Source organism: Peribacillus sp. FSL M8-0224 (assembly GCF_038003055.1).
In the GTDB taxonomy this organism is placed as follows: Bacteria; Bacillota; Bacilli; order Bacillales; family DSM-1321; genus Peribacillus; species Peribacillus frigoritolerans.
In genome coordinates this window covers 1,414,286-1,441,098 of record NZ_JBBOOJ010000001.1, presented here as the reverse complement: position 1 = coordinate 1,441,098, position 26,813 = coordinate 1,414,286, and the positions used below count along the sequence as shown (strand labels likewise).

Annotated in this window: 22 protein-coding genes and 2 pseudogenes; 10 read left to right on the top strand and 14 right to left on the bottom strand. The window is 38.9% G+C overall.

Translation table 11 applies throughout. From position 1 onward, the window contains the following. The first annotated feature begins 163 nt into the window (after positions 1–163). The 3 genes from asnB (at position 164) to MKX49_RS07010 (ending at position 3,771) form a co-directional block, all read left to right on the top strand. On the top strand, positions 164–2,047 hold the full coding sequence (gene asnB / locus MKX49_RS07020; RefSeq protein ID WP_340875820.1) for an asparagine synthase (glutamine-hydrolyzing): 1,884 nt from the start codon (positions 164–166) through the stop codon (positions 2,045–2,047). 380 nt (positions 2,048–2,427) lie between these two features. Then, a complete protein-coding gene (locus tag MKX49_RS07015) occupies positions 2,428–2,565 on the top strand; it encodes a hypothetical protein (RefSeq protein WP_340875819.1) in 138 nt (45 codons plus the stop codon). A gap of 354 nt (positions 2,566–2,919) precedes the next feature. Continuing rightward, a complete protein-coding gene (locus tag MKX49_RS07010) occupies positions 2,920–3,771 on the top strand; it encodes a TVP38/TMEM64 family protein (RefSeq protein WP_340875817.1) in 852 nt (283 codons plus the stop codon). Between the two features lie 614 nt (positions 3,772–4,385). Here MKX49_RS07010 and MKX49_RS07005 read toward each other — a convergent pair. After that, positions 4,386–5,120, bottom strand: a complete 735-nt coding sequence (locus MKX49_RS07005; protein ID WP_340875816.1) for an alpha/beta fold hydrolase — start codon at positions 5,118–5,120, stop codon at positions 4,386–4,388. A gap of 489 nt (positions 5,121–5,609) precedes the next feature. Here MKX49_RS07005 and MKX49_RS07000 point away from each other — a divergent pair, with 489 nt between their 5' ends. Continuing rightward, positions 5,610–6,266 carry a hypothetical protein gene (locus MKX49_RS07000; protein WP_340875815.1) on the top strand — a complete coding sequence of 219 codons (657 nt, stop codon included), beginning with the start codon at positions 5,610–5,612 and terminating at the stop codon, positions 6,264–6,266. 201 nt (positions 6,267–6,467) lie between these two features. Here the strand turns inward: MKX49_RS07000 and MKX49_RS06995 are convergent, their stop codons facing one another. From MKX49_RS06995 to MKX49_RS06980, 4 genes are all read right to left on the bottom strand, one after another. Beyond that, the gene (locus MKX49_RS06995; protein ID WP_340875814.1) at positions 6,468–7,076 is read right to left on the bottom strand and encodes a methyltransferase domain-containing protein; all 609 of its coding nucleotides are present in this window, start codon (positions 7,074–7,076) and stop codon (positions 6,468–6,470) included. 110 nt (positions 7,077–7,186) lie between these two features. Further along, positions 7,187–7,996 carry an SDR family NAD(P)-dependent oxidoreductase gene (locus MKX49_RS06990; RefSeq protein WP_340875813.1) on the bottom strand — a complete coding sequence of 270 codons (810 nt, stop codon included), beginning with the start codon at positions 7,994–7,996 and terminating at the stop codon, positions 7,187–7,189. Positions 7,997–8,189: 193 nt separating this feature from the next. Further along, the gene (locus tag MKX49_RS06985) at positions 8,190–8,555 is read right to left on the bottom strand and encodes a PqqD family protein (protein ID WP_340875812.1); all 366 of its coding nucleotides are present in this window, start codon (positions 8,553–8,555) and stop codon (positions 8,190–8,192) included. Further along, entirely contained in the window at positions 8,545–10,437 is a 1,893-nt protein-coding gene (locus tag MKX49_RS06980) for an OPT family oligopeptide transporter (RefSeq protein ID WP_340875811.1), read from the bottom strand. Before MKX49_RS06980 ends, MKX49_RS06985 begins: the two co-directional genes overlap by 11 nt. 332 nt (positions 10,438–10,769) lie before the next feature. On the opposite strand from MKX49_RS06980, the gene MKX49_RS06975 reads away from it, so the two are divergent. The 3 genes and pseudogenes from MKX49_RS06975 to MKX49_RS06970 all read left to right on the top strand — a co-directional run bounded on the left by MKX49_RS06975 (position 10,770) and on the right by MKX49_RS06970 (position 12,876). After that, entirely contained in the window at positions 10,770–11,423 is a 654-nt protein-coding gene (locus MKX49_RS06975; RefSeq protein ID WP_340875810.1) for a cupin domain-containing protein, read from the top strand. A gap of 706 nt (positions 11,424–12,129) precedes the next feature. Then, positions 12,130–12,486 (top strand): annotated as a pseudogene (locus tag MKX49_RS28370) (SMI1/KNR4 family protein); the annotation flags it as partial. A gap of 3 nt (positions 12,487–12,489) precedes the next feature. Next, positions 12,490–12,876: a hypothetical protein gene (locus MKX49_RS06970; protein WP_340875809.1), complete on the top strand. Its 387-nt coding sequence runs from the start codon at positions 12,490–12,492 to the stop codon at positions 12,874–12,876. Positions 12,877–13,066: 190 nt separating this feature from the next. Here the strand turns inward: MKX49_RS06970 and MKX49_RS06965 are convergent, their stop codons facing one another. From MKX49_RS06965 to MKX49_RS06955, 3 genes are read right to left on the bottom strand one after another with little or no spacing between them, the layout of a single operon-like run. After that, positions 13,067–14,143 carry an NAD(P)H-dependent flavin oxidoreductase gene (locus tag MKX49_RS06965; RefSeq protein WP_340875808.1) on the bottom strand — a complete coding sequence of 359 codons (1,077 nt, stop codon included), beginning with the start codon at positions 14,141–14,143 and terminating at the stop codon, positions 13,067–13,069. A gap of 36 nt (positions 14,144–14,179) precedes the next feature. After that, positions 14,180–15,382, bottom strand: a complete 1,203-nt coding sequence (locus MKX49_RS06960) for a YbfB/YjiJ family MFS transporter (RefSeq protein ID WP_340875806.1) — start codon at positions 15,380–15,382, stop codon at positions 14,180–14,182. A gap of 18 nt (positions 15,383–15,400) precedes the next feature. Then, positions 15,401–15,790, bottom strand: coding sequence for a tautomerase family protein (locus MKX49_RS06955; protein ID WP_289349472.1), 390 nt, complete (start codon positions 15,788–15,790; stop codon positions 15,401–15,403). Between the two features lie 164 nt (positions 15,791–15,954). Here MKX49_RS06955 and MKX49_RS06950 point away from each other — a divergent pair, with 164 nt between their 5' ends. The 3 genes and pseudogenes from MKX49_RS06950 to MKX49_RS06940 all read left to right on the top strand — a co-directional run. After that, positions 15,955–16,839 carry a LysR family transcriptional regulator gene (locus MKX49_RS06950; RefSeq protein ID WP_340875804.1) on the top strand — a complete coding sequence of 295 codons (885 nt, stop codon included), beginning with the start codon at positions 15,955–15,957 and terminating at the stop codon, positions 16,837–16,839. Positions 16,840–16,907: 68 nt separating this feature from the next. Further along, positions 16,908–17,075 (top strand): hypothetical protein, encoded by a 168-nt coding sequence (locus tag MKX49_RS06945; protein ID WP_340875803.1) that lies wholly within the window; start codon positions 16,908–16,910, stop codon positions 17,073–17,075. Between the two features lie 411 nt (positions 17,076–17,486). Next, a pseudogene (locus MKX49_RS06940) lies at positions 17,487–17,588 on the top strand (tyrosine-type recombinase/integrase); the annotation flags it as partial. Positions 17,589–17,717: 129 nt separating this feature from the next. Here MKX49_RS06940 and mutL read toward each other — a convergent pair. From mutL to tdh, 6 genes are all read right to left on the bottom strand, one after another. After that, positions 17,718–19,658, bottom strand: coding sequence for a DNA mismatch repair endonuclease MutL (mutL, locus tag MKX49_RS06935; RefSeq protein ID WP_340875802.1), 1,941 nt, complete (start codon positions 19,656–19,658; stop codon positions 17,718–17,720). Positions 19,659–19,680: 22 nt separating this feature from the next. Next, a complete protein-coding gene (gene mutS, locus MKX49_RS06930; RefSeq protein WP_340875801.1) occupies positions 19,681–22,305 on the bottom strand; it encodes a DNA mismatch repair protein MutS in 2,625 nt (874 codons plus the stop codon). Between the two features lie 206 nt (positions 22,306–22,511). After that, complete coding sequence (locus tag MKX49_RS06925) at positions 22,512–23,051, bottom strand: outer spore coat protein CotE (protein WP_057278378.1); 540 nt, start codon at positions 23,049–23,051, stop codon at positions 22,512–22,514. Between the two features lie 213 nt (positions 23,052–23,264). After that, the gene (locus tag MKX49_RS06920) at positions 23,265–23,693 is read right to left on the bottom strand and encodes a RicAFT regulatory complex protein RicA family protein (protein WP_034313499.1); all 429 of its coding nucleotides are present in this window, start codon (positions 23,691–23,693) and stop codon (positions 23,265–23,267) included. Position 23,694: 1 nt separating this feature from the next. Next, the gene (gene miaB, locus MKX49_RS06915) at positions 23,695–25,239 is read right to left on the bottom strand and encodes a tRNA (N6-isopentenyl adenosine(37)-C2)-methylthiotransferase MiaB (RefSeq protein ID WP_048684706.1); all 1,545 of its coding nucleotides are present in this window, start codon (positions 25,237–25,239) and stop codon (positions 23,695–23,697) included. A gap of 342 nt (positions 25,240–25,581) precedes the next feature. Continuing rightward, positions 25,582–26,622: an L-threonine 3-dehydrogenase gene (tdh, locus tag MKX49_RS06910; protein ID WP_340878488.1), complete on the bottom strand. Its 1,041-nt coding sequence runs from the start codon at positions 26,620–26,622 to the stop codon at positions 25,582–25,584. Positions 26,623–26,813: the final 191 nt, after the last annotated feature.

Below are 26,813 nucleotides of genomic sequence, written 5' to 3'. Positions count from 1 at the left end.
TTCATTTTATGAGTAAAATTGACAAATATATCATAATAACCTAACCTTGTAGACTAGGGATATACTATTTCTTTGATTGATACTCAACTTTATACCTATTTCATCTCTCAATAAAAGTTACTAGGAAATCTCTTACTATTAATTAATTAGGCAGGTGGATTTTATGTGCGGTTTTGTTGGATGTATTCACGAATATCCGAAAGCCATAAATTCAAATATGAAAGAAACGATTCAAAAGATGAACACGATCATTACCCATAGGGGACCGGATGATGAAGGATATTTCTTTGATGAGTTTGTGAATTTTGGATTTAGGAGATTAAGCATAATCGATATAGATAATGGTAACCAACCCCTTTCATATGAAAATGAAAGATATTGGATCATTTTCAATGGCGAAATCTATAATTATATTGAACTAAGAAAAGAACTCATTGATGAAGGATATGAGTTTACGACAGATTCTGATACGGAAGTAATATTGGCCCTCTTTAGTAGCCAAAAAGAGCAAACTGTCCAGAAATTGCGAGGCATGTTCTCTTTTGTCATTTGGGATAAAATCGGGCTAAAGCTTTTTGGTGCAAGGGACCACTTTGGAATCAAGCCTTTTTTCTATTGTGAGCAAGATGATGTTACTTATTTTGCATCAGAAAAAAAGAGTATTTTGACAGCCATGAATGAAGAGCTGGATATGAATTCATTACAGCATTTTCTTAGTTTTCAATATGTTCCAGAACCATCGACCCTATCCAAGAATATTGAAAAATTATTACCTGGGCATTACTTCACTAAAGAACCTGGAAAGAAAATGGATATAAAAAGGTTCTGGAAACCTATTTTTCACCCTTCCAATATAGACGATTCAAAGGTCATAAATGAAATACAAGACACTCTGATGGATTCCGTAAACGTCCATATGAGAAGTGATGTTCCAGTTGGATCATTTTTATCGGGCGGGATTGATTCATCATTTATCTGCTCCATCGCAAAAGAGATTAACCCTAAGATCAAAACTTTTTCTGTTGGGTTCGAAAGAGATGGATATAGTGAAATAAACGTTGCACAGGAAACAGCAGCCGCACTGAATGTAGAAAATATAAGTTATATTATAAGTCCTGAAGAATTTTTGGCGGAACTTCCAAAGATCATCTGGCATATGGATGACCCTTTAGCGGACCCTGCTGCCGTTCCACTATATATTGTCGCCCGGGAAGCTAAAAAACACGTCAAGGTCGCCTTGTCCGGTGAGGGGGCAGATGAATTATTCGGCGGATATAATATATACCGGGAGCCCCATTCCCTGCGCATGTTTTCCTATTTTCCAACACCATTGAACAAAGTGTTGAAGGCGATTTCCTCTGTTTTGCCAGAAGGTGTTAGAGGAAAGAGTTTTATAGAGCGTGGAGTGACACCTTTAGAAAACCGATATATCGGGAACGCAAACATATTCGGCGAGAAAGAGAAAAAACTAATACTTGTGAATTATCTCAACGGACTAGAAAATGAGAAAGTGACAAATCCCATCTATTCAAGTTCTTTGGGGTATGATCCTATAACCCAAATGCAAAACATTGATATTCAAACTTGGCTAAAAGGTGATATTTTATTGAAGGCTGATAAAATGTCCATGGCGAATTCTTTAGAGGTGAGAGTTCCCTTTTTGGATAAATGCGTTTTCAATACGGCATCAAAACTTAATATGGATCAAAAGGTTAGAAATGGAACGACCAAATACATGCTCCGAAAAGCTGCCCGCGGGATAGTGCCGGAACATGTATGGAGCAGAAAAAAGCTAGGCTTTCCTGTTCCGATACGACATTGGTTGAAGGATGAATTATACGATTGGGCAATAAGGTTAATCCAGGAAAGCCCGACTGACTATCTTTTTAACAAAGCGCAAATTATGAAATTACTTGAAAACCATGTAAATAATAAAACGGACAACAGCCGGAAGCTCTGGACCATTTTGACGTTTATGACTTGGCATCAAATTTATATAGAAAAACAATATGAGCCCCAAAAGAATTCACAATATGTTGTAAATTAAACATCCATTAAAAAAGGGAATATTGCTTAAGTGCTTATTACTCATAAAATAAACTTAATCCCGAAGGACTTTTGCGATAAACTGAACCCCGTCATACAAGAACGGGGGGGGCAGACTGTAGACAAACTCGATGAAAATCGAGTTTGTCTATTTTTATGGATTGTACAATTTGGACGTTGATTGGAACGTAGGGCACCCGCTTTCCGCGGGCGGTCGGGGAGCCTCCTCGGCTTTCGCCTGAGGGGTCTCCCCTAGACGAGCTTTTCCCGCAGGAGTCTCGTACCTTCCGTTCCAATCAACTTCGGCTTACCTAGATAGAACACTTTTGCCTAGAGTCTTTTTGCTTTAAAATAGAAGCATTAAAACTTGAGGTGATGAGAATGCTTTCTAAACAGGATTCCATTCAACGAGATCAACTTGAAGTGATTACTTTAGATCAACTGGTTCCACCGAACCATTTGGTTCGTAAAATGAAGGCTTCCATTAATTTAAAGAAGATAGCCAATTGGACATGGTGAGATGCAAAAATGGCCTAACATAGTGGGCGCGTAGAGCCCAATCCCTTAACTTTAGGCGAAAATTCAAAGGGGATTTCATACGAATTTCATACAAGTACGGGGTTTCTTCCGTTTTTTTTGGTTATATCATATTTATAGCATCCTTAATCTCAATAACACTCTTAATAAAAAAGGGCAAATGATTAATCGGAGATCTTGCAAAGCAGGTTGCTGCATTTAGATTTTTGGCAGATCCACAAGAAATCTAAGCCTCAGGTCTTACTATTCGTTAAATCCCAGGTCCGTTTTCTAAAGATGGCTTAGCCAGTACACTTAATCACACAAAGGAAATTCACCTAAAGGAGAAAGAATTCTGTGATTCTTGAAAAGAAACTGCCTGAATTGTGGACGCATTTATTGATGGTCGCTTTTGCAGCTGTGTGCGTGTATGTGTTATTGCCATCGTTGCTGATAATTTATAAAATTATAGTTACAGTCATTTTAATAGTCATTCTGTCTATTGATCTTGTCTTGATAATTAGGAAAAAAGTAAACTATTTAAAACTTACGAGGCTCGCCTTAGTGAACTTGAGCATATTACTGATTATAGTCTGTTTGATCTTTTATACAACGAAGTTTTTGCTGCTGACAGATGCAAACAGCTTGAAGAGCGTCTTAGGAGGAAGTACCCTAATGGGCAAGCTCCTTTTCCTCCTTATTTGTTTCCTTCAGCCAATCGTGCTGCCCTTGCCTGAAGCTGTGACGATTCCTGCTGGCAGTGCAGTATTAGGCTCATTTAACGCAGCATACCTAGGCTATTCCGGAACTATTTCCGGAATAGCAACCATGTTCCTTTTAGCTAGAATTGGAGGGCAAAAGCTTGCTTTAAAATTAGTTAAAGAAAAGCACTTGCAAAGCTATCAGGAGTATGTGAAAAAAAATGAAACCGCCATCCTATTCCTTCTGTTCATTATCCCGATTCTACCAGATGAAATCATTTGCCTCGGTGCGGGGATAGGCGGCGTTTCTTTCAGAAGATTTATCCTGATAGCTTCCCTATCAAAATTACTGACAGTCTCATCACTTTCATATTCAGTAGATTTGGCGAAAGCCCTCTCCCTTACAGGGCAGGAAGTAATATCGGCCGTGTCACTTACTGCTGGTGGATTGTTTACTTTATCAATATTAGTAAAATGGTTTTTAAAGAAAAGAAAAAAAATGGAATAGGAGCATTTTATGGAAACACGCTGGTTATATCAGTAGGCATCTCTGGAACTCTCTCGAAAACTTTATTTCCCCTTGAAGTTATTTGGTTTGGAATGAATGGTAATGGCCTATGCCAACCGTCTACCATAGTACTCAATCGCCATCTTCTAATTGCTATATTAATGTATCCTTACCTCTGAAGGCTAACTGACAAAAAATGTTTAAACGATATTCGGATATGAAAAGAAAGCATGCTTTGAGTTAGACTACTAAAAGGGGATAAATAAATGTAGATTCAGGTGATGTTTATCTTTCCTGAAATTAAAAAAGAAGGATGCCCAATTGGACATGGCAAGATTCAAAAATGGCACATGACTGGCCAAAGAACCCATATCTTAACGAAGAGAAGCTTCTGCCACCTCAGCTGATTGCGGCAGCCACAATCCTTATAATCACTCAAAAAAACTATAGACAAAAATTTCATTTTTTTTGAGTTTGTTTACAGTTTGGTATGATTGCTTCGCTCTTTGTATCCCCAGAATCCATCCGTTTCTTTTGTCTTTCTTTCCAAGTCAAAATATATTTCGGTATTAAAATGCCCTCAATTTTAATTCATTGAGGGCATTTAATAAGGCTTACTCCCCATTCTGATCAAGCCATTTTTTTGTGACAGCTATCATCTCTTCTTGTTGTTTCTTAGCTGAGATAGTCGCTTCATTATCTCCCTTTTGCTTTCCGTATACACCAAATTGACCGTGGTTTCCCCCGGCTATCTTATGCATGTTTGCCTCTTTAGATAGTAAGTGCTTTGTCTTCATAATCTTCTCTACTGTAGATAGCCCATCATATTCTGCATATAACGATAGCATAGGAACTTTCATTTTTGAAAAGTCATTCGAGTCACTGGGATATGAACCGAGGAGGATAATCCCTTCCACCTCTTTTGGATTTTCATAAGCATATGCAGTGGCAGCCACTCCTCCTAACGAGTGTCCAGCAACGTACCATTTCTCCACTGCTGGATATGCATCTTTAGCTTCCGTCGCTTTATTTTTATCAAACAAAGCGAAATTGAACCTTACATCCGGGATAACGACTGTATATCCCTCTTTCGCTAATTCTTTTGCATAATAACCGTATGCTTCGGGCTCAACCTTAGCACCTGGATACAGGACAATGCCCACTTTCTTGTTTTTTGTTGGTTCGAATGTGACAAACCCATTTTCCTTTTTTATATCCCCCTTTCCAACTAACGCATACAATTCATCTGATGGTTTGTATGTTTGTTCTGACCATATATAAAAGCCGCCGAAAGCGATAATTATTAATAGAATTATACTAATGAGAATATATTTCATAACTTTTTTCATTTTATACCTCACTATCCCTAAAATTTATTTCTAAGTACTTTTACTAACGCACATAGATACTAGTATTGCTCTTCATTTCCTTATGGGCTATATAGAACGAACATTACGTCTGACTTCCTTCTCTTTTGAATATCTTATGTCTTTTTCCTCATGTAGACGGATAAGTCATCTCTACTTAATCTAAAAAAGAATCAAGGCGCGAAAGAAGCTGGTTAACACGTATTTCAATGACTGCTTAACAGTAATATCGCTATTTATGGGTATTTTTGATGCAATGCTTCCATCCTTGTTTAAATATAAAGTTTCTTATGTAGCCCCTTGATACTTATAAAAAGCACATATAAAGCCTACCCATTATATTCTCTGATATAGGTATTTACAATCTTTCCTGAATATGAATTTCACAATAAACTAAAATTATATTTAAAAGGGCACTTTTATGTTTTGTTCTATTATAGTACGGAAAAAACCATATAGGGGGTGATGTAGTTGGATACTATTTTATATTTTTGTTATTCAATCGTTTATATGATTCTTTTTATCATGGGAATGGTGTTACTTCGACAGGACAGCAAACTCTTTTCGTATTCAGGCTTTCTTCTTCTAGTTACTTTCGGGCTTATCGTGGATAACTTAATTATTGCCTCGGGAAAGTTCATTGGTGATGGCCCTTTGTTAAAGTCATTAAATGCTTTACGTTTCTGGAGTCATGGATTTATCACTCCCACATTGATCTTGTTTGGATGGGGAATGGCAAAAAGGATACATATTCCTTTTACAAAAAAAACGATAGCACCCTACTTTTTCCTTTTCCTTACAGCTGGGCTTATCATCTATGAATTTATTGAAAATATGCATAAGACATTTGTACCAATCTACGAGTATGGAGTTTTAAGATATGTTAGTGAGGAATCTTCTGGCCCACCTTTAATGGTGCTTATTGTCACCTTTATATTATTGGTGATTAGCATCTACATATTTATAAGAACACGTTGGATTTGGATGCTTTTAGGGGTTATAGTCATGATAGTTGGAAGTGCCATTCCTATTCCCATAGAAAGTTCGGCTGTTACCAATGCATTTGAATTAATTTTTTTATGTTCACTATGGCTTACAAACTATAAACTAGAACCTCGCTCTTCATAGACAAAGTGATTCATCCTTGGAAATGGAAGGGCATAAAATTAAAGTGATAAAAAATGAAATAGGAGCATGCAAAAAGAAAAAAAGTAATAAGGATTTTACAATCCGCTTTAAATTAAGCGCCTTTATTGGCTTCACTCTTTGCACCCAAGCATCCATGAGAGATTGCTTGGGTGTTTTTAACATCGAAAAACCAATATCCATTCAATATAACAATTGGTATATGACGAATTTCTCAAAAGGATTAGATTCAGTCAAGCCAGGTAACATCACTTCGTTTTTCAGCTCGAAAGCGGTTTGATTTTCGAGGAAAAAAATATAATCCTGTGAAGCATAATATAATATCAGTTCGATTTTTCGCGGTTCTTCTTCAAAGGAAAGTAAAATGTTATGGATGATTTTCATGAAAATCTGTACCGAGAACGGATTAAAGAAATAAAAATGATTGTCTTGCGTATCAATATCATATTCTTCTGCCAAGCAACAGTGGAATTCTATATTGTTATTGTCGTTTTTCCTTTTTTTCATGTAGCCATTCAGATTCTCGATCGCTTCTTTATAGAAATTTTCATTCATTTCCACGCCAACCACAGATGATTGATAGAAGTGATGGATCAAAAAATTCAAGCGTCCTTTACCGCATCCAAAATCCACAATGCGATCATTTCTTTTCAGTGGATATTCTTTGAATAAATGTTCTAATGCGCTGTATGGCGTAGGTTCATATCGATGATAATGCAAAGAATCATTGAAATTTTTTTGTTCACCTTCCGTCCTGATGTTCAGCATTTCATCATAATTTTTTACTTCCATTATTATATGCACCTGCTTCATGTTTTTTAATAAAGGGCTTCCTAACTAAAAACCCCGGAAAGTGTTGATCTTATCCAGGGTAAGGTTTTGTTATATGAATGTCCAGACAATTAATTGGATTTTGCTTTCGTTACATAATCATTAAAATCAGAGATGCTTGGGTTGGCTATATAATGACCGCCTTCCACTTGGATCGTCTGACCTGTAATGAATTTGGACTCGTCAGATGCAAGGAATAGTACGGTATAACCGATATCATCCGCTTCACCATGATATGGCAATGCATTGAATTTGCCAAAAATATCGAGTACGGCCTGAGGCATATTATTTTTCGCTGCAGGAGTTAAAATGAGACCTGGTGCCAATCCATTACAACGAATATGATCTTTACCATACTGTGCAGCGATATAACGAGTCAAATTCACTACCCCCGTTTTGGACGCACCATATGCGGATCGTACGGAGTCACCTGTAAATCCAGCCATGGAGGCCGTATTGATAATCGAACCAGCTCCCGCTTTAATCATGTGAGGAATCGCAAACCTGCTTCCCAATAGCACACTTTTTAAATTCACGTCCATAAGTCGATCCCATTCTTCCAAATCTAAGTTCACGACATCCAGATCTTTATGCAGGTTAGTTAAACCCACATTATTAACGAGTACCGTAACCGTTCCATATTGTTCAATGGTAAAGTCGACTGCTGCCTGGATGGAGTCTGCTTGTCCAGCATCCAAAAATACTCCAGCTGCTTCCCCACCTTGTTTTTTAATGTTTTCGGCCGCTTCTTTTGCTCCTGCTTCATTAAAATCAGCAATCACGACTTTTGCGCCTTCTTTAGCCATTAGTGTCGATATGGATAACCCAATACCTGAAGCTCCACCTGTCACTAATGCTACTTTACCTTGTACTCTTCCCATGATAACCCACCTGCTCTTCAAAATGTGAATAGTTTTGCTTTATTAGTCATGACTAACAGTACAAGAATACAACGCATATAAAGTTATTACAAATAATTATACCTTTAGTCTATTTTCTTAAATTGCATGTGTGGTAAATTTTGTACCAAAACAGTAAAAAGCTGAAGCACCCAGAAGTGCTTCAGCTTTTTTTTCATTTTTCTTCTTCATCATCCCATATGATCCAATCATGAACCTCTAGAATTTCCAGGAATTTCATCAACCTCGGTAAGGCTGGTTCTGCTTCCTCGCCAAAATGTTCACTCATCGCTTCAGAGATCTGATTTACATTCCTTTGAAACTCCATCTGTTTAATGGCATATGCTCCAAACTTATCAAGCTTGATTTTACGGACTGATGGCTGTTTTAAGAAACGAATGGTCATTCGTTCCACAAAATTGGTCCTTTGAATGATCAAAAAAGTTGCTTCCGAAGATTCTTGCACCATAGTGACGCGTCTTTCCAAAAGGGGAACCATGGTTAACAGGTTCCTCTTTTTTGATTGGCGTTTACGAAGCATCTTCTTTTTTCCCTTTGCTGGATACGAACCAAAGCAATCCAGCTAGAGCAAGGAATAATAAGAATGGTAGCAAATTGCTGGCTAATTTAGCCGCAGCCGGAACTTGGATACCTGCTGCGATCAATATGGCAATAAGAACACCAATCAATGATTCACCCGCTATTAAACCAGAGGCAAATAATACACCTCTGTCAACCCGTGCTTTAAGCGCTTCTTTTGTTTTCGAGAAGAACTCAACGAAGAATCGAATAAATCCACCGATCATGATTGGGGCACTGGTATGAACCGGCAAGTAAATGCCCACTGCAACAACAAGTGAATTCAAACCGAAAAACTCTAATGTAATGGAAATAGCCGCACCGATAAAGATCAGAGTCCAAGGTAAATCTCCCCCTAGAACACCTTCGGCAAGTATTTTCATAAGTGCCGCTTTAGGTGCAGGCAGTTCTGCAGACCCCATCGTATATGCGTTATCCATAAGAACCAGGATAAAACCAATGACAGAAGCCGACGCAACAACACCGATCATCATGGCAACTTGTTGTTTCCATGGTGTTCCGCCGACGATATATCCTGTTTTTAGATCTTGAGAAACATCACCTGAAACCGCAAGCGCTGTACAAATGATCGCAGCGACGGTTAAAGCGGCTACCATTCCAGTCGTACCAGTAAAACCAGTTGCCTTATAGACAATCGCTACAATCAATAGAGTAGCGATCGTCATTCCAGAAACAGGGGAAGAAGAACTTCCGACGATTCCAACAACCCTTGAAGCCACTGTCACGAATAAAAATCCAAAAATCGCGATTGCAATCGCACCGATGATTCCTACATCTGTTATAGGTGTGAAAGCAATGATTAAAATTACGATGATCGTACCCAACCAAACGTATTTAGCCGGTATGTCTTGTTCTGTACGGATAGAACCCGATTTTAGTTGTCCTTTATTGGCTTTTACGCCTTTAAGAGTATCAATAACTGAACTGAAAAGTATTGGTAATGTTTTGATCAAAGTGATCAATCCGCCCGTTGCAACGGCACCAGCACCAATATAGCGAATATAATTATCCCAAATTCCCCATGCATCCAATTCACCGATCGGTACATCAGAAGGGAAAATGGCTGTCCCATTGTTTCCGCCAAAAAAGCTGATGGCCGGTATTAAAACGACCCAGGCTAATAAACCCCCACCTAGCATTTGCCCTGCAACTCGCGGTCCAATAATGTACCCTACACCCAAAAGGGAAGGAAAGGCATCAAGACCAACCACTGCATTTTTAAAATTCGTGATCCCTGTTTCAACCTCTGTCTTGAAAAGCTTAAATCCATCTCCAAGCCCTTTAACAACACCGCCAATTACCAAACCGGCTCCGATTAGCTTGGCGCTTGTACCACCCTTTTCTCCTGACTTCAGGACCTCGGCACATGCCGTACCTTCTGGATAAGGTAATGTTTCATGCTCCCTTACAATCAAAAGCTGGCGAAGGGGAACCATCATGAAGACCCCTAAAAATCCCCCAGTTAATACCACGAAAATGATGAATGCTTGACTCACGTCCATGTCCCACATGAATAATGCCGGAATGGTAAATACAGCACCGGCACCAATAGCCTCACCTGCCGTGGTCATCGTTTGCACAATATTGTTTTCTAATATTGAATCCCTGCGAAAAACCCCTCTTAATATGGCCATTGAAATTACCGCCGCGGGTATTGAAGCAGAGACAGTTAAACCAATAAGTAGGCCTAAGTATGCATTTGCCGCCCCGAATACGATTGCAAGAATGATCCCTAGAATGATTGCAGTTGCAGTCAATTCCGGTAGAGATTTAGATGCAGAGACGTACGGGACGAATTTACTCTCTTTTGAATTGTTCGACAATTTAGCCACTTCCTATGTTAAACTTTAAAATCACAGAGAACATTATATCACTGTAATTTAAAGTCACGCAATGGGAAAATTATGTTCATCAAAAGTTTGATTATATTAAAAATTCAGTTTAGTAGTTTCAGTTTTAAAAAATATAAATAATATTGATATAATAACTACAACTAATTCGTTACACGAAGTCACGGCCTATCATTCATTTAATCACAGCATCATCAGCACCCCTTACCAGCTCCATTGGAAATAACGCACTGGGTTATTGCACATTAAAATAAAATATAACATATCTTGAAAAATCAAGTCTTAAAAAAAGGAATGATAAATTCATGGTCTCCTATATGGACTATACTTCACCATCCACACAATTCTTTTTCGATATCAATAAAAGCAATTTCATGAAAAAAGACAATCAAAACTATATTAATGTATTAGGTGTCAAACAATTGAACACCCTCGAAAATGTTTCATTATTAGATATCTACCTCAGCACAGACAATGTCGTAGAACCGCATTATCACCAAAATGCAGCCGAGCTAGTGTATTGCATTTCTGGAGCGGCAACCGTTTCATTACTGAATCCATTCACAAAGCAAATTCAAAATTATCCCATTAAACCCGGTCAAGTAGCCAACGTCCCACAAGGTTGGTGGCATTATGAAGTGGCTAATGCGGATAATACACATCTGCTCGCCATTTTTAATGCACCAACACCTGAGGTGATCCTCGGTTCAGATATCTTGAAATTGACGCCTGCAAATATTATGGCCCATACTTATTGCATGGATGAAAACCAATGGAAAAAAGCAATTGCACCAGTTCAGCCATCAACATTCATCGGTCCGCCAGCCAACTGCCATCGAGCGGCCGAAGAAGACATGCAGCAATATCCTCAATTTATTAATCACTATGATAACCAAATGTATACTGCTCCGGCTTACAACTATCAATATCAGCTCAATCCCCCGTATTATTATTATTGAAGATAGATATTGGGAGCATGATTACCCCTGTTCGAGGGCCTTTACAACTAATAAATCGGAATCGAAAAAAGCAATGGAGAACTCCATACATAAGGGTTCTCCATTGCTTATAATTACATGATCTGTTTTTTTCACTTCGCCACATCTTATATTATGGTAGTCACCTAATGTGATTTATGGCCATTCATGATACGCTTGGTTACAATTATCAGTTATACTTCTCTATTTATTCTACCGAGTTTCTTCTTATAATATAAGAAATCCTCAAATTGCTCCTCCCAATACAGCACAGATTATTCACTTCAATTTTGCGGTCAGAACTCCTCCTATCTTTAAAGGAACCTACCCTTATCAAAGTGCTCAACTAGTTCTATTAAATTTAATCATCCGTAGTTTAATAGTGCATCAAAGGTCTCATCTAAAAGGCTTATTGGAATTTTATCAATACTAATTAATAAAAACATTTTCTTGGATAAATATGGGGAATTACCCTACAATTGAAAAGCCTATAAACAGTTGAGATTTTACTTTTGGATGATTTATTTGAAAAGAAAAAAACTAAGAGTGATGAAATCTTTAAATTACTGAAAGCAATAATATTAATTACTAAGTAATATGGAGAGTGAGATACTTGGAATCTATTTTTGAAGAATTCGAAGATATGGATTTTGATGAATACAAACTAAATGAATGAACAGCAGGAGATATCCTTGATGCTGAAGCAAATTTAAACATTAATCTCCCAAAAGAATATATTGAACTATTAAAAATCCAAAATGGGGGATATTTAAAATACAATGCTTTACCAGTTAGTTTTAAAAATTCCTACGCTGATGATCATATTGTTGTAGACTTTCTGTTTGGAATTAAAGAGAATGAAGGAATTTATAAATCAAAATACCTTCTTAATGACTGGGGAATTAAAGAAAAAGATTTTGTAACAATCTCCGGAGAAGGACACACTTGGCTTGTATTAGATTATAGAAAAAATAAAGATGAACCAGAAATCACTTTTATAGACACTGAAGAGAACAAAACTTCCGTTATCTTTAAGACTTTTAATGAAATGATTGAAAATTTATATGAACCGCCAACAGAAGATTTGTCCATATACATCGGTGGATATGAGTTATCCGTTGAACGTGCAAAAGAGTTGTGTAAAAGTAAAGATACTGAGGAGACTTTAGATGGTATAAGCATATGGGGATGTAGTTATAAAGATTTGACAGAACTCGCATCTACACTAATTATGATTCTTGAAACTAACTCAGATAAATATATTCAAGAAAGCGCTTCTCAAAATTTAGTTCAGTTAATTACCGGTGAGTTTGTTACTGATGAAATCATAATAAAAAAAGCGTTGCTTATTTTAGGCTCTGTAGAAGATAGTGAAATAAATAGTGATATAAAGTATTCACACAAGTTATTACTTGACTTTATAAACAGGAACTAACTCAGTTACTCGATATACAGGACTCCACTGCAGAAAACTTTTCAAGAGCTCTAGGAAAAAAGAGCATGGCCCAATAAATGTGGTCATTTAACTAAAAAAGCAATGAAGAACCCTATTTAATAAGGGTTCTCCGTTGCTTTTAATTACATGATCCGCTTAAAAAGCCGAATTCTTTTAACCTCGTAACATCTCATAATAGATTTATGTTTTTTGCTTCTGTAATAATATTTTTCATTAATGATACAACAGATTGATTTTTAGCTAATCTTGGGCTCTGGCCAGACCAGAGTGACATGAAGTCTTGATTATTCTGTCTACTGCACGTTTTTCTAATTTCTTGAGTTAATAGGTTTTGAACAGGAAAATCGGGTACAAGCAATTCATGCTCCGACATATCTGCAATAAATTTGTTTTTAATACCTCTTGCCCATTTACCAGAAAAGGCACGGGTAAAGGTTGTCTGGTCTTCATCAGCATTTAATATGGCTTCTTTATGTACCTTGTGTGCCCCACTTTCTATACAAGTCAAGAAAGCTGTGCCCATTTGTACACCTTGTGCTCCTAAGAAGAGTGAAGCCATTAATCCTCTTCCATCCATAATTCCTCCTGCAGCGATAACAGGTATGCTTACATTGTCAACAACTTGCGGAATAAGTGACATTAAACCTACTAGGCTCTCTTGATGACCATCAATAAAGTTCCCGCGATGCCCGCCAGCTTCACTGCCTTGCATAACAACCATATCCATTCCCGCTTTTTCATTTGCAACGGCTTCCCTAACCGTTGTAGCTGTTCCTATAAGAGTGATGTTATGCTGTTTTAATTCAGCCATCAATTCCTTAGGAGGAATACCAAATGTAAAGGAACAAATAGATACATTCTCTTCAATGACTACCTTAACTTGTTCAGTGAAACTTTCATAGATTTTTTCATACTCAGGAATGTCAAAGCTGTCTGTTTGTTCTAAATGTAATTGCTTACGAATCGTGTGTAAACGCTGGTTAGCTGATTGGACTGCGTAAGGCGTAATGTTAAATTCGTTTGGCACGAATAGATTGATGCCAAAAGGGTTTGACGTTAACTGCTTGATTTCTCTAATCTGCTCTCTTGATTGTATGGGTGTCTGATAGCCTGCTCCGATCATTCCAAGTCCCCCGGCATTGGATACCTCGGCTACTAAATCCGAAGTGGTGATCCCGCCAGCCATAGGAGCTTGTATAATAGGATTCTTAATCTTCAAACGCTTCATCATTTCATTATTTAACATCAATGACTCCCCCAATTTTGTATGTTTAAATCCTTATTAATTCTCTTCTGTTTTTTTAATATTGGATGGCTGAACGTTAGGGGTGATCTCGAAATGAATCCCGCTTGAAAGCAAAATTGCCCCAAAGAAGACAACACTTGCTGCTCCAATAAAAGCAACATTAAAATCATGTGTGAGTGATGATAAGACTCCAGCAAGGGTTGGTCCTATCAACTGTCCAATAGCATAAATAGCGGTAAGCATGCCAATAGTCCGATTGCTATCAGAAGGATTCATTTCCCTTCCCAATGTTGTAGCCAGGGTGGTGATACCCATAAACGTGGCTCCAAATAATAAAGCACTTATGACAAAACTTGTTTTTGACATCCAAAAGGCTGGCATCGCAATACCCAAGGATTGCAGAGCCATTGCAAGCACTAAAGATTTAATGAATCCCCATTTTTTAGCTAGTAAAGACCAGATGAGACAGGATGGAGTCGCAGCCAAACCCACCAGCATCCAAACTAAGGTGGCACCATTATGAAAGTATGAGGTCTTTTCAGCGATAGCTACGATAAACGTTCCTGTAACAATGTAACCCAATCCTTCTAAACCATACGCAATAATCAGCCATATAAGCCATTTAGCGGGGGGCACTTTTCCAATAATATCTCTTTTATTTTTCTTCTCGACAACGTTAGGGGTTTCATCGAGCCAGATCCATACAAAGATAGCAAGGATTCCACTCACAACAGCTAGTCCTAACCATGTTCCTTCCCACCGAAATAAATGGTTTAAACTCGGAATCATTAGACTTGATAAAAAGATTCCCAAACCTACTCCCCCATAAAACATCCCCGACCAACTTGTTTTTCTTATAGTTGAAAGTTTATCTAACACGATACCAGAGGCTAAGACCAATACAAAAGCACTGGCAAATCCTGATAGGAAGCGAAGTCCATTCCAAAGTGAATTAGAGTATGAGAGACCCATTACGGCAGTGGTTAAGATACTGATGATTAGAATTATTCTTAACAAAATGGTTCTATACTTCTTAAAAGGAATGGCACCTGCTAAAATTGCTCCAAGCAAATATCCTGCGTAATTACTGGTTGCTATATAACCAGCAGCTGTATTTGATAAAGAAAGTTCTTTTTGCATAAGAGGAAGAATGGGAGTATATGCAAATCTTCCAATCCCCATAGCAATGATTAATGAAAATATTCCCCCTATTAAAAAATGATAAGTTTGATTCTTCAAATATTCTCCTCCAATTAACTATAATGAACCTGTTAGAAACTGTGCTTCCCCTCGTCCAAAACTCCAGTCAGCATCGCTGTTTTCTGTTATAGAAACCATCAAGTCCTGTGGAGAAATCCCACAGTCCGATTCAAGTTTATGAGCAAGAAGTGAGTATAAGGTTTCTTTCTGTTTTACAGTTCTTTTTTTACTTACAATACTAATAATTACTAGGTCTCTGCTTCTTTTAAACCCCAGTCCGGTATCCTCGATTATTAGCTCATGCGGCGGGTGCTGATGAACTATTTGATAACGATCACTTTCAGGCACTTGGAAAGCTTCCACCATCGCATGGTGAGCCGAATCCAATAATTTTTTTAAAGTTTCTTCGTTTCTTCCTTCTACTAAATCAAAACGTAATAATGGCATCTTGTATCTCCCCTCAAAATAAATAATGGTTTTAGAGTGTCCAACTGAAATGTAGGATATTATAAGCATATCTTCTTTTTGCTATATGGTATAATACTTAAAATCGATATTTGGCATCACTCATAATGATGGCTAAAAGATATATCAACCAAGGAGAGATTATTTTGGATTTGCACTCATTAAAAATTTTCCACAGTGTTGCTAAAATGGGAAGCATTTCTCAAGCAGCAAGAGAACTTCAATATGCACAGTCAAATATCACGATGAAAATAAAGCAGTTGGAATCGGATCTTCAAACAACTCTTTTTTATAGACATAATCGTGGCACTGCATTAACTGACAAAGGAAGCATGTTGCTAACATATACAGAAAAAATATTCGATCTTATAGAAGAGACCAAAAATATGATGAATGATGATCAAACACCCAGAGGTCCGTTAATTATTGGTTCAATGGAAACAACCGCAGCAGTTCGCTTACCAGTCTTGTTTTCAAAGTATCACAAAGATTTTCCAGAGGTTGATTTAACTTTAAAAACAGGCTCCACTGAACAAAATATTCAAGCAGTCCTTCAGAATGAACTTGATGGAGCATTTGTGGCTGGACCCATTAATCATCCAGATCTCATTCAGAAAGAAGTATTCGAAGAAGAACTAATGCTCATTACAGATACAGTTCATCCTCCTATATCTTCTATCAAAGATATTCAAACAAGGAAGCTGCTTGTATTTCATGCAGGATGTGCTTATCGGGAAAAGTTTGAACTATGGCTACAACAAGAGAAGATGATACCCAATAAGATAATGGAATTTGGCACTATAGATGGGATCATCGGTTGTGTCGCAGCTGGTCTAGGTATAAGTATGCTTCCGCAAAGTGTTGTTTCAAAACAGGTACAAGAGGGAATCATTCGACAACACTCAATTCCGAATGGAAAAGTTAAGACAGTTTTCATTTATCGAAAAGATAAGTATGTACCTGCATCCTTAATAAAATTTATAAATATGTTGAGTGAAGAGGAGGAACTAATTAATAAAATAGAGGGGTAACCTAGATTATATTTTCGATAAGGAAGAATAAAATAATTTCGTTTAATGTGTCATTGAGGTGTTGGAAGTTGAACATTATTATCAAAGCTTACTTCCATTCGAAGGAAACAAAGTTCTTACAAAGTGGCAGCTTCCCTGTTCCTAGTTCAGATTTAAAAAAAGGATCTAGATTGTCAGCTGCCATTGCGGCATACGAGTGGATTCAGAAGATTAAAAAACGCTACAACGAGATATAATGTGCCAATAATTACTCCATTTAAAAAAGGGAAATATTCATCTTTTGGAAGATTTATTAAACTATCAATTGAAACACCCAGAAATGATGACAATGGAGCTGCAAGAAGTATAGAAATAGGGATCAGATATAATTTTTATTAAATATTACCATTTCATAAAGAGTGGTAGCAAATTGTATTGTATTGCAATTAATTCACATTACGAATAAATTACGCTTCTTCCACTAAACTGCCCCGATAGTTCCATAAGCAAAAAGCTGCCTTAAAGACAGCTCCGATATTCAGATAACGCACCCGTTAGTTCATCAAGAAAATCAGCAACATCCTTAACATAGCCTTCTAATAAAAAAGAGCAGGCATAGCCCACTCTTAAATTTCTTTAATGACTGGTTTACCCAGCTTGTTCTCAGACGATTTCACGATTTACGCCATACACATGCAACTATAATGTTGGAGATCGGAGAAAATGCTAAAGTGGTATCAGAAAGATTAGCACATTCAAAATCAGGACTCTTCAGCAGAAAACTTTACAAAAGCTCTAGGAAAAAAGAGCATGGACCAATAAATGTGGTCAATTTGTGGTCATTTAACTAAAAAAGCAATGGAGAACCCTATTACATAAGGGTTCTCCATCGCTTTTAATTACATGATCCGTTTGAACATTTTTTCCATTTCATATATGGAATATGAGATGATGATAGGTCTTCCATGAGGGCATGTGAAGGGGTCTGTTGTCCGCCTCAGTTCATCCAATAGTGCTTGGATTTCATCATTGCGCAGATGACGGTTTGCCTTTATGGAGGCTTTACAGCTCATCATGATGGCTGCTTCTTCGCGCAATTTTTTGATATCTACCTTTTTCATCGATAGCAATTGTTCTATCATTTCCTCAAGGATTTCCTGTTCAATTCCTTTAGGGAACCATTGTGGATGCGATCGGACAATATAGGCGTTATAGCCAAACTCCTCTAAAAAGACGCCGACTTTTTCCAACTCATTCCGATATTCATTTATCCGGATACATTGATCTGTCGAAAATTCAAGGGTGATGGGGACCAGCATATCCTGTAGCTCGTTTTCAACTCGACCGACTTTTTCTTTAAAGTATTCGTATTTGATCCGTTCCTGAGCAGCATGCTGGTCTATGATATACAAGCCCTTTTCGTTTTGGGCGAAAATATATGTTCCATGCATTTGCCCAATCGGGTACATCGGAGGGATGCGGCTTTCCGGTTCATTCGCCTCGATTTCCTCCTCTTGTTCGACAGTGTAGGTTGTAAACTTTTCAGCTGACTCGAAATATGGTTTGCCTTCATCATCTTGTAAGACCGGTACATAGACATCTTCCATTTGCTGCTGTTCAGTGCTATAGATTATTTCCTTTATTGGTTCAAGATTGAAATCTTCATTATGATCGACGTAATTCTTTTGTTCCTGCTTTTCTCGTATCAAGGTATCCTTCAAGAGGGAAGCTTCTTTCTTGGCTTCTTCCAGGACTCGCTTGCCGCTTTCCACAACATGGTCCAATTCCAGAGTGGTTTGCTCACTTTTCACCTGTTCCGGCTTTGCTGCTGGTGTATATCCACTTGGTATTAGAGACATCTTTTTAAACGAAGATTTAATCGTTTCCGATACAAGACTGTACAATTCCTGTTCCTTGCTGAGCCTTACCTCCATTTTGGATGGATGTACATTGACATCGACAAGAATCGGATCCATTTCGATATTCAGCAAAGCGATTGGAAAACGTCCAATTGGAAGAAGTGTATGATACCCATCCAGGATTGCTTTCACGAGCGCATAGTTTTTAATGAAGCGCCCGTTTATCATGGTTGAAATGTAATTCCTTGAAGCCCGGGTGATCTCGGGCATGACGATATATCCGGATAATTTGAAATCCAAGGAGCTTGCCTGAACCGGAATCATCTTTTTGGCAATATTCGTACCATAGATTGCCGCCAGCACCTGCCTGACATCACCGTTACCATTCGTATGGAGGATACGCTTCTCATTGTGTGTTAACCGTATGGAAACATCGGGATGTGAAAGTGCGAGCCTGTTAGCGACATCCGTAATATTTCCTAGCTCGGTATGAATGGTTTTCATATATTTCAACCTTGCAGGGGTATTAAAAAACAAGTCGGAAACCAGGATATCCGTTCCTTTACGGCTGGATGAAGCCTCAAGTTCCTTAACCATGCCTCCTTCAAGAAGTATGCGCGTTCCTACCCCTTCGCCAGTGCTGCTTTTCATTTCAAAACGGGAAACTGAAGCAATACTGGGCATTGCTTCACCGCGAAAGCCAAGTGTTCGGATTCGGAAGAGATCATTTTCATCTTTTATTTTACTAGTGGCGTGACGTTTAAATGCCGCTTCTATGTCATCAGGTAAAATCCCATCGCCATTATCCACGATCCGAATGGAACCAAGTCCAGCCTCCACCAATTCAATCTCTATAATGGTACTGTTTGCATCTATTGCGTTTTCCACAAGTTCCTTAACGACTGAGGCTGGGCGTTCAACAACTTCGCCAGCTGCGATTTTATTAGATAAAGCCTCGTCAAGCTGTATGATTTTTCCCATTTTTATCGCCTCGCTTTAATTCTCATTTAAGTTTCTTTTGTAATTTATAAAGGGTATTCATTGCCTCAAGCGGCGTCATTTCAAGGATATCCAGTGATTTTATGTCATCCAGCACCTTTTTTTCCTTTGGTGAAGAATTCACCCTTCCTTTAGGAGCTTCTTCCCCAAAGAAGGAAAGCTGTGCCTCATTGACGGATGACACAGGGGCAGCTTCGGCAATAGGTGCTTTTTCAGCAGCAGGCTGTTCAGGACTCGCCTTTGCCTGTCCATTTTCATTCTCTAGCTGGGCTAAAATAGCAGCTGCCCGATCTATTAACTGCTCCGGTAAATCAGCAAGCTTAGCCACATGAATTCCATAGCTTTTATCTGCTGGCCCTTCTTTAATTTTATGAAGGAAAACGACATTTCCATTTTGCTCAATGGCACTTACATGGATATTTTTCAATTTTGGGAGTTCCGTTGCCAATACAGTCAATTCGTGATAATGAGTCGAAAAGAGTGTCTTTGCCCCAATTTCCTCATGAATATATTCAATGATGGCCTGAGCAAGCGCCATCCCATCATAAGTTGATGTTCCCCGGCCTATTTCATCAAATAATATCAAACTGTTTTCTGTCGCATTCATGATGGCATTTCTTGCTTCAAGCATCTCGACCATGAATGTACTTTGACCGGAAATCAAATCATCTGCCGCGCCAATCCTGGTAAATACCTTATCAAAAATAGGTAATTCAGCTATACTTGCGGATACGAAGCATCCAATTTGCGCTAAAATCGATGTTAGCGCTATTTGACGCATATACGTACTTTTACCCGACATATTGGGCCCTGTGATCAAGAGTAACTCCCGATCTCCATCCATAAAGCAGTCATTGGGGACATATTCCTGTGATTGAAGGACTTTCTCGACCACTGGATGCCTGCCTTCCTTCAGTACGATTCTTCGGTCATCGGAAAAGACAGGCTTCACATAATGGCGTTCTTCACTAATCGTCGCAAAGCACTGCAGGACATCCAGTTCACTGACGCCTTTCGCCAAATCCTGTAAGCGAGGGATATAGCTTTTGACCTCTTCACGAAGATTGAGGAATAAGTCATACTCCAAACTGATGCTTTTTTCTTCTGCTTGTAAAATCAAAGCTTCCTTTTCTTTCAATTCAGGTGTGATATAACGTTCGGCATTCGTTAAAGTCTGCTTCCGTTCATAACGGCCTTCTTCAAGCAGATGCAAATTTGCTCGTGTGACTTCAATGTAATAGCCAAATACACGATTATATCCGATTTTCAAGGATTTGATCCCGGTGCGTTCCCGCTCTTCGCGTTCAAGCTGTGCAATCCAAGTTTTCCCGTTTCTGCTGGCATCCCTGTATGTATCCAGCTCCTTATGGAAACCATCCTGAATGATATTCCCTTCCTTCACGGACAATGGAGGGTTTTCTACAAGCGCCGTTTCAAGTAAATCCGTCACTTCTTCACAAGGATCCAATTTATCGGCCAGGATTGAAATATCCTGATTGGAAGCCATTGACTTCACGATTTCACGAATGACCGGCACCTGTTGCAAGGAACGTTTCAGTTGAATCAAGTCCCGAGCGTTTACATTCCCGAAGGCCACCCTTCCGGCAAGCCGCTCCAAGTCGTACACTTCCTTCAGGCGTTCACGTAAGTCCTGCCGTTCGAAGTATTGATTTTTCAGGGTTTCAACAAGGCTTTGTCTCCGCTCGATCTGTTTTTTATTAATGAGCGGTCTATCAATCCATTGCTTCAACATCCTTCCGCCCATGGCTGTTTTTGTTTCATCAAGCAGCCATAGTAATGAGCCTTTTTTACCTTTGGAACGAATGGTTTCAGTTAATTCCAAATTACGTTTGCTATAATAATCAATTTTCATATATTGTGATGTTTCATATGCAAGCACTGGCTGTAAATGATCCAGGCTGCGTTTTTGGGTACGGTATAGATAATTCAATAAACGTGAGGTCGTTGTCGCCAGTTTCTGGTCTTTTAACAAATGAAGCAATGGAGCGAATGACTCGCTTTGAACCAAATTACTCTCTAGGGATAGAGCGGCTGCGCCCCGTTCTTGAAGCATTTTTTTCCATTCTTCATTGAAATCCTCGGCAATGACCACTTCACTCGCACCAAGGATGGCAAATTCATTCAGAACTTCCTCGAAACTCTCAATCAATGTAACCTTATTTTCCCCTGTCGATAAATCATTGTATCCAAAGCCAAACTGACCATCCGTAAAATAAGTGATGGTGGCAATATAATTATTTTCCTTTTCACGAAGACCCTTACTATCCATTTTCGTTCCCGGGGTAATCAGCTGGACAACTTCCCTGCGTACCACACCTTTGGCTTGCTTCGGATCTTCGGTTTGTTCACAAATAGCTACTTTAAAACCTTTTTCTATCAATATATCAATATAATTAGCAGCCGAGTGATACGGAATGCCGCACATCGGAATTCGCTCTTCACTACCACCTTCTCGGCTCGTTAATGTGATTTCGAGCTCTTGTGATGCATTCAGTGCATCGTCAAAAAACATTTCATAAAAATCGCCTAAACGAAAAAATAAAAAGGCATCCTGATACTCTGCCTTAATTTTTAAATATTGCTGTATCATCGGAGTATATCCAGCCATTCCTTCAAAACCTTTCCAAACTAAAATCTATTACACATTTATGTCCTTCATTATAACATACGAAAATGCAACATGGCCTGTATTCGAAATTGCATGGTAAATCAATTTGTAAGCTAGCTGTATCTGCAAAGCCATAGGGACTTGTCCCGCTTCAAATTAAATAAAACCGGATGAAGGGAATGTCATCCGGTATTAATTTCTATATTCTATTCGTCTTCGAATTCATCAAGGAAATCCGGATCTAAATCTTCGAAATCCTCATCATCGAAATCAGAGCCCCAGTCATCCTCACAGCGGCCATCTGGACTTACAGCGACACAAATTTTCGTTTCGCCGACGACTTCCACAAAGAATTCCCTTTCCACATGGACAATGATTTTTTGTCCACATGGGGAGATGCATGCTTCTAAACAATTCGGCTGTTGGACAGCTTTTGCAGCGATTTCATGGTCATCAAGATAATCGGGATCACGGTATTTCAGCGAAATAACGTCGGTATATTGCACTTTTTCAGTTACAACTTCCGTCTTCGAATTATGGTTATAAGAATACCAGACGTTGATTTCGTAGCTGCCGTGAATTTCTACCTTTTTGCCGACTTTCTTTGCATCGTATTTATGGTTGATGATCCAACAACCTAGAATGCTAGAAGGATGATGAGCCGGGCAAATGGTGTGAGAGGACTTTGTGAATTTACGTCCTTTTGCCACCACCGCTTTAGTAATTATCTCTCTATATTGTGACATGCTAGCGAACCCTCCTCATACAGTTTCCATTCATCCTATGCGTGGTAAAAGTCTATTGTGCGTAGAATTTTAATTGTTTGAAAACTGCTGTAATGTTTTAAACCTAGGTTATTTTATGCGCATGTTTTGGGATATGTGTCACGAATGGGCACTGTATAAGGATTTCCGCATATTAAAAAAGTCCTTCTGAAACCAGAAGGGCTTTTTTACTATTCATGAACAGCTTCCGCCGCCTGCTTGTACCTGTGAACCTGTCTCACCGCGAAGGACATCGCCTTCGGTCGATTCAATAATCAGGTCCGTCACCTTATTCGATACCTGTGAAGAGACCATTTGTAAAAGATCATTTACATCCACTTGGGATTGTTTGAATTCTTGCACGATCGGAAGTTCATCCAATTGTTTTTCCAGTGCATCAATTTTGGCCTGCACTTGACTGTATGCTTTCTCTTTGCCGTAATGTTGGAAGTTTACAGCCTGTTTTTGCAAACTCTTGATGCTGGCGATCATTTCACGGATTTTTTGATTTTCATTGATGTGAGCTTCTGCCCGTTTAAAGAAATCGACTTCTTCCGTGCTGGCGATCATTTCAGCAAGCTCGGCCGCTTTGTTCAGAATGTCATCTTTAGTATATTTAGTCATATTACTCCACCTCAATCGCCGTTGCTTCTTCAACCATATCCCCATTTAATGACCATGTTTTCGTTCCGGTGATTTTCACTTTTACGATTTTGCCAATAGCGGATTTTGGTCCTTTGAAGTTCACGAGCTTATTTTTCGTTGTATAACCTGCTAATACTTCCGCATTCTTCTTGCTTTCGCCTTCAACGAGCACTTCAACAATCTGTCCATCATACTCTTTCATTTTCAATGCGCACGTTTCATTTACAAGGGCATTCAAGCGTTGCAGACGTTCCTTTTTCACTTCCATCGGTACATTATCCTGCATTTTCGCAGCCGGTGTTCCCTCACGTGGTGAGTAGATGTAAGTATATGCTGCATCGAAACCAACTTCACGGTATAATGACATCGTTTCTTCAAAGTGCTCTTCCGTTTCATTCGGATAGCCTACAATGATGTCCGTGGTTAGCGATGCACTTGGGATAGCTTCCTTGATTTTTTTAACTAGCTCTAAATATTGTTCGCGTGTATACTTACGGGCCATGATTTTAAGTGTTTCCGTACTTCCCGATTGAACTGGAAGATGGATATGGTCAACGAGATTTCCGCCTTTAGCCAGTACTTCAATCAAATGATCATCAAAATCACGGGGATGGCTTGTCGTAAAACGAATGCGCGGAATGTCGATTTTGCGGATTTCATCCATCAAATCGCCGAAACGATAATCGATATCCGTAAAATCTTTTCCGTAAGCATTCACATTCTGTCCAAGCAGGGTTATTTCCTTGTAACCCTGTGCCGCTAAATGACGGACTTCCTGGATGATATCTCCAGGCCTGCGGCTTCTTTCTTTCCCTCTCGTATACGGTACGATGCAGTATGTACAAAACTTATCGCAGCCATACATGATATTGACCCATGCCTTGGTTTTTCCTTTACGCACTTTCGGAAGGTTCTCGATTACATCACCTTCTTTAGACCAAACCTCAATGACCATTTCCTTGGAAAGATACGCTTCATTAAGGATTTGCGGCAGGCGGTGGATGTTATGCGTTCCGAAAATCATATCTACAAAATGGTGCTTCTCTAGAATCCGCTTTACAACTGTCTCCTCTTGTGACATACAGCCGCAAACCCCAAGCAGTAGATCCGGCTTTTCCAATTTCAATGATTTCAAATGCCCCAATTCACCGAACACTTTATTCTCTGCGCCTTCCCGAATCGCACAAGTGTTAAGTAAAATGACGTTAGCATCATCCACCGAGTCTGTCGCCTGATAACCAAGTGCCATAAAGATGCCCGCCATGACTTCTGTATCATGTTCGTTCATTTGACAGCCAAAAGTACGAATGTAAAACTTTTTACCTTCTCCCATTCCGCGGAAACCTTCAGGAATGGCAAAGTCATCATGATATTCTACTTCTTCTTTTCCCCGCTTTTTCGCATCCTTTAAGGAAGGCGGAATATAAACGGCTTGAAAGTACTTACTGAAGTCCTTTTCGGATTTTTTGTCCGCTGGATTCTCAGCCTGTACTTGTTGTGATTCTAATCGTTGTTTCTCGTTCATAGTTAATCTCCTTTCAAAATAGTTAGTTTATTTCTTTCACCAACTATTCCAAGACCTATCTTCAAATGGATTTATACGGATTCCTTTTTAAGAATTTCCAGTAAATATTAGCTATTAAGTGTGATATATCCACATTATCATAGTATAAAGCTTTTAACAGCAAGAAACAATCATTCTGTCGTGGCTTCTTCAATTGTAAGAAATTTTTCACAAATATTGAAAATAAGAACATGAAAGAAGAGGCTATGACGAATTTAGCCTCTTCTTATCATTCTTGGATGACGCTTTCCCCTTTCAAGATTTTTCAAATGCAGACCATGCAATTTCCACCTTTTCAGGTATTCAAGGCATAAGGAGAACCTTACCACATTGACCTTTGATCATCAGTTCAAATCCCTTTTCAAAATCACTGAGTGAGAACCGATGGGTAATCATTGGTTTTACATCAACCTTGCCACTTTCAAGCAGACTTGAAACCTGTTGCCAAGTTGAAAACATCTTCCTTCCAGTTATCCCTTGGACAGTAAGACCCTTGAATACGATATCCTCTGTTATATTAATCGTGACGGGCTTAGAAGGCAGACTTAGAATGGATATTCTTCCACCATTGGTCGCCATCTTGAACCCTTGTTGGATAGCTGCTGGATTCCCGCTCATTTCACAAACAACATCCACCCCGTCCCCACTTGTAATGCTTTTCGTGATTTCCACTGGATCCTGATTCATTGAATGAATGAGGTGTGTGGCACCCATCTTTTTGGCTAGCTGAAGTCGATAATCATTAATATCAAGAGCGATTACTTTATCAGCACCTGCGGCCTTTGCTACAGCAATCGCCATAAGCCCAATTGGACCACAACCGATTATTGCCACCGTTTTACCCAGCACCTCGCCAGCTAGCACTGAATGGACGGCATTCCCCATCGGTTCTTGGATGGTAGCTATATCGAGTGGCATATCACTTGGATTTTTCCATAAGTTCTTGGCTGGCAGAGCTATGTACTCTGCAAAGCACCCTTGTTTATCCACACCGATAATGTTTGTTTTTTTACAGATATGGAATTGTCCGGTTAAGCATTGCCTGCATGTACCGCAAACTATATGTGTTTCGGCAGATACACAATCACCAACTGAAACATTACTGACACTTGCTCCTATCTCGATTACTTCCCCTGCAAATTCGTGCCCAAATACGTATGGCGGGCTCACCCTTCCTTGTGACCATTCATCCCAGGTGAAAATATGAATATCCGTTCCGCAGATCGAGGCCATCTTCACTCGAATCAAGACCTCGTCATCACGAATGTCCGGTATATCGACAACTTGTAATTGTGCCCCATAACCTCGGTGATGTTTGACGATCGCTTTCATTTTACCTCTCAACATGTACATTCCCCCTGAAATAGGGCTGTGCTTTTTCATCTACCTTAATATGTAAAGATATGAAAAATCAATCACAAAAATACCATAATCACTTTTGTACCGGCCTTTTCACATTAATAATGATGATTTTTAGGCATTCGTACATTTTTGTTAAATGGGTCATGTTTCTATAGCATCTTGTCCGCTCTCGA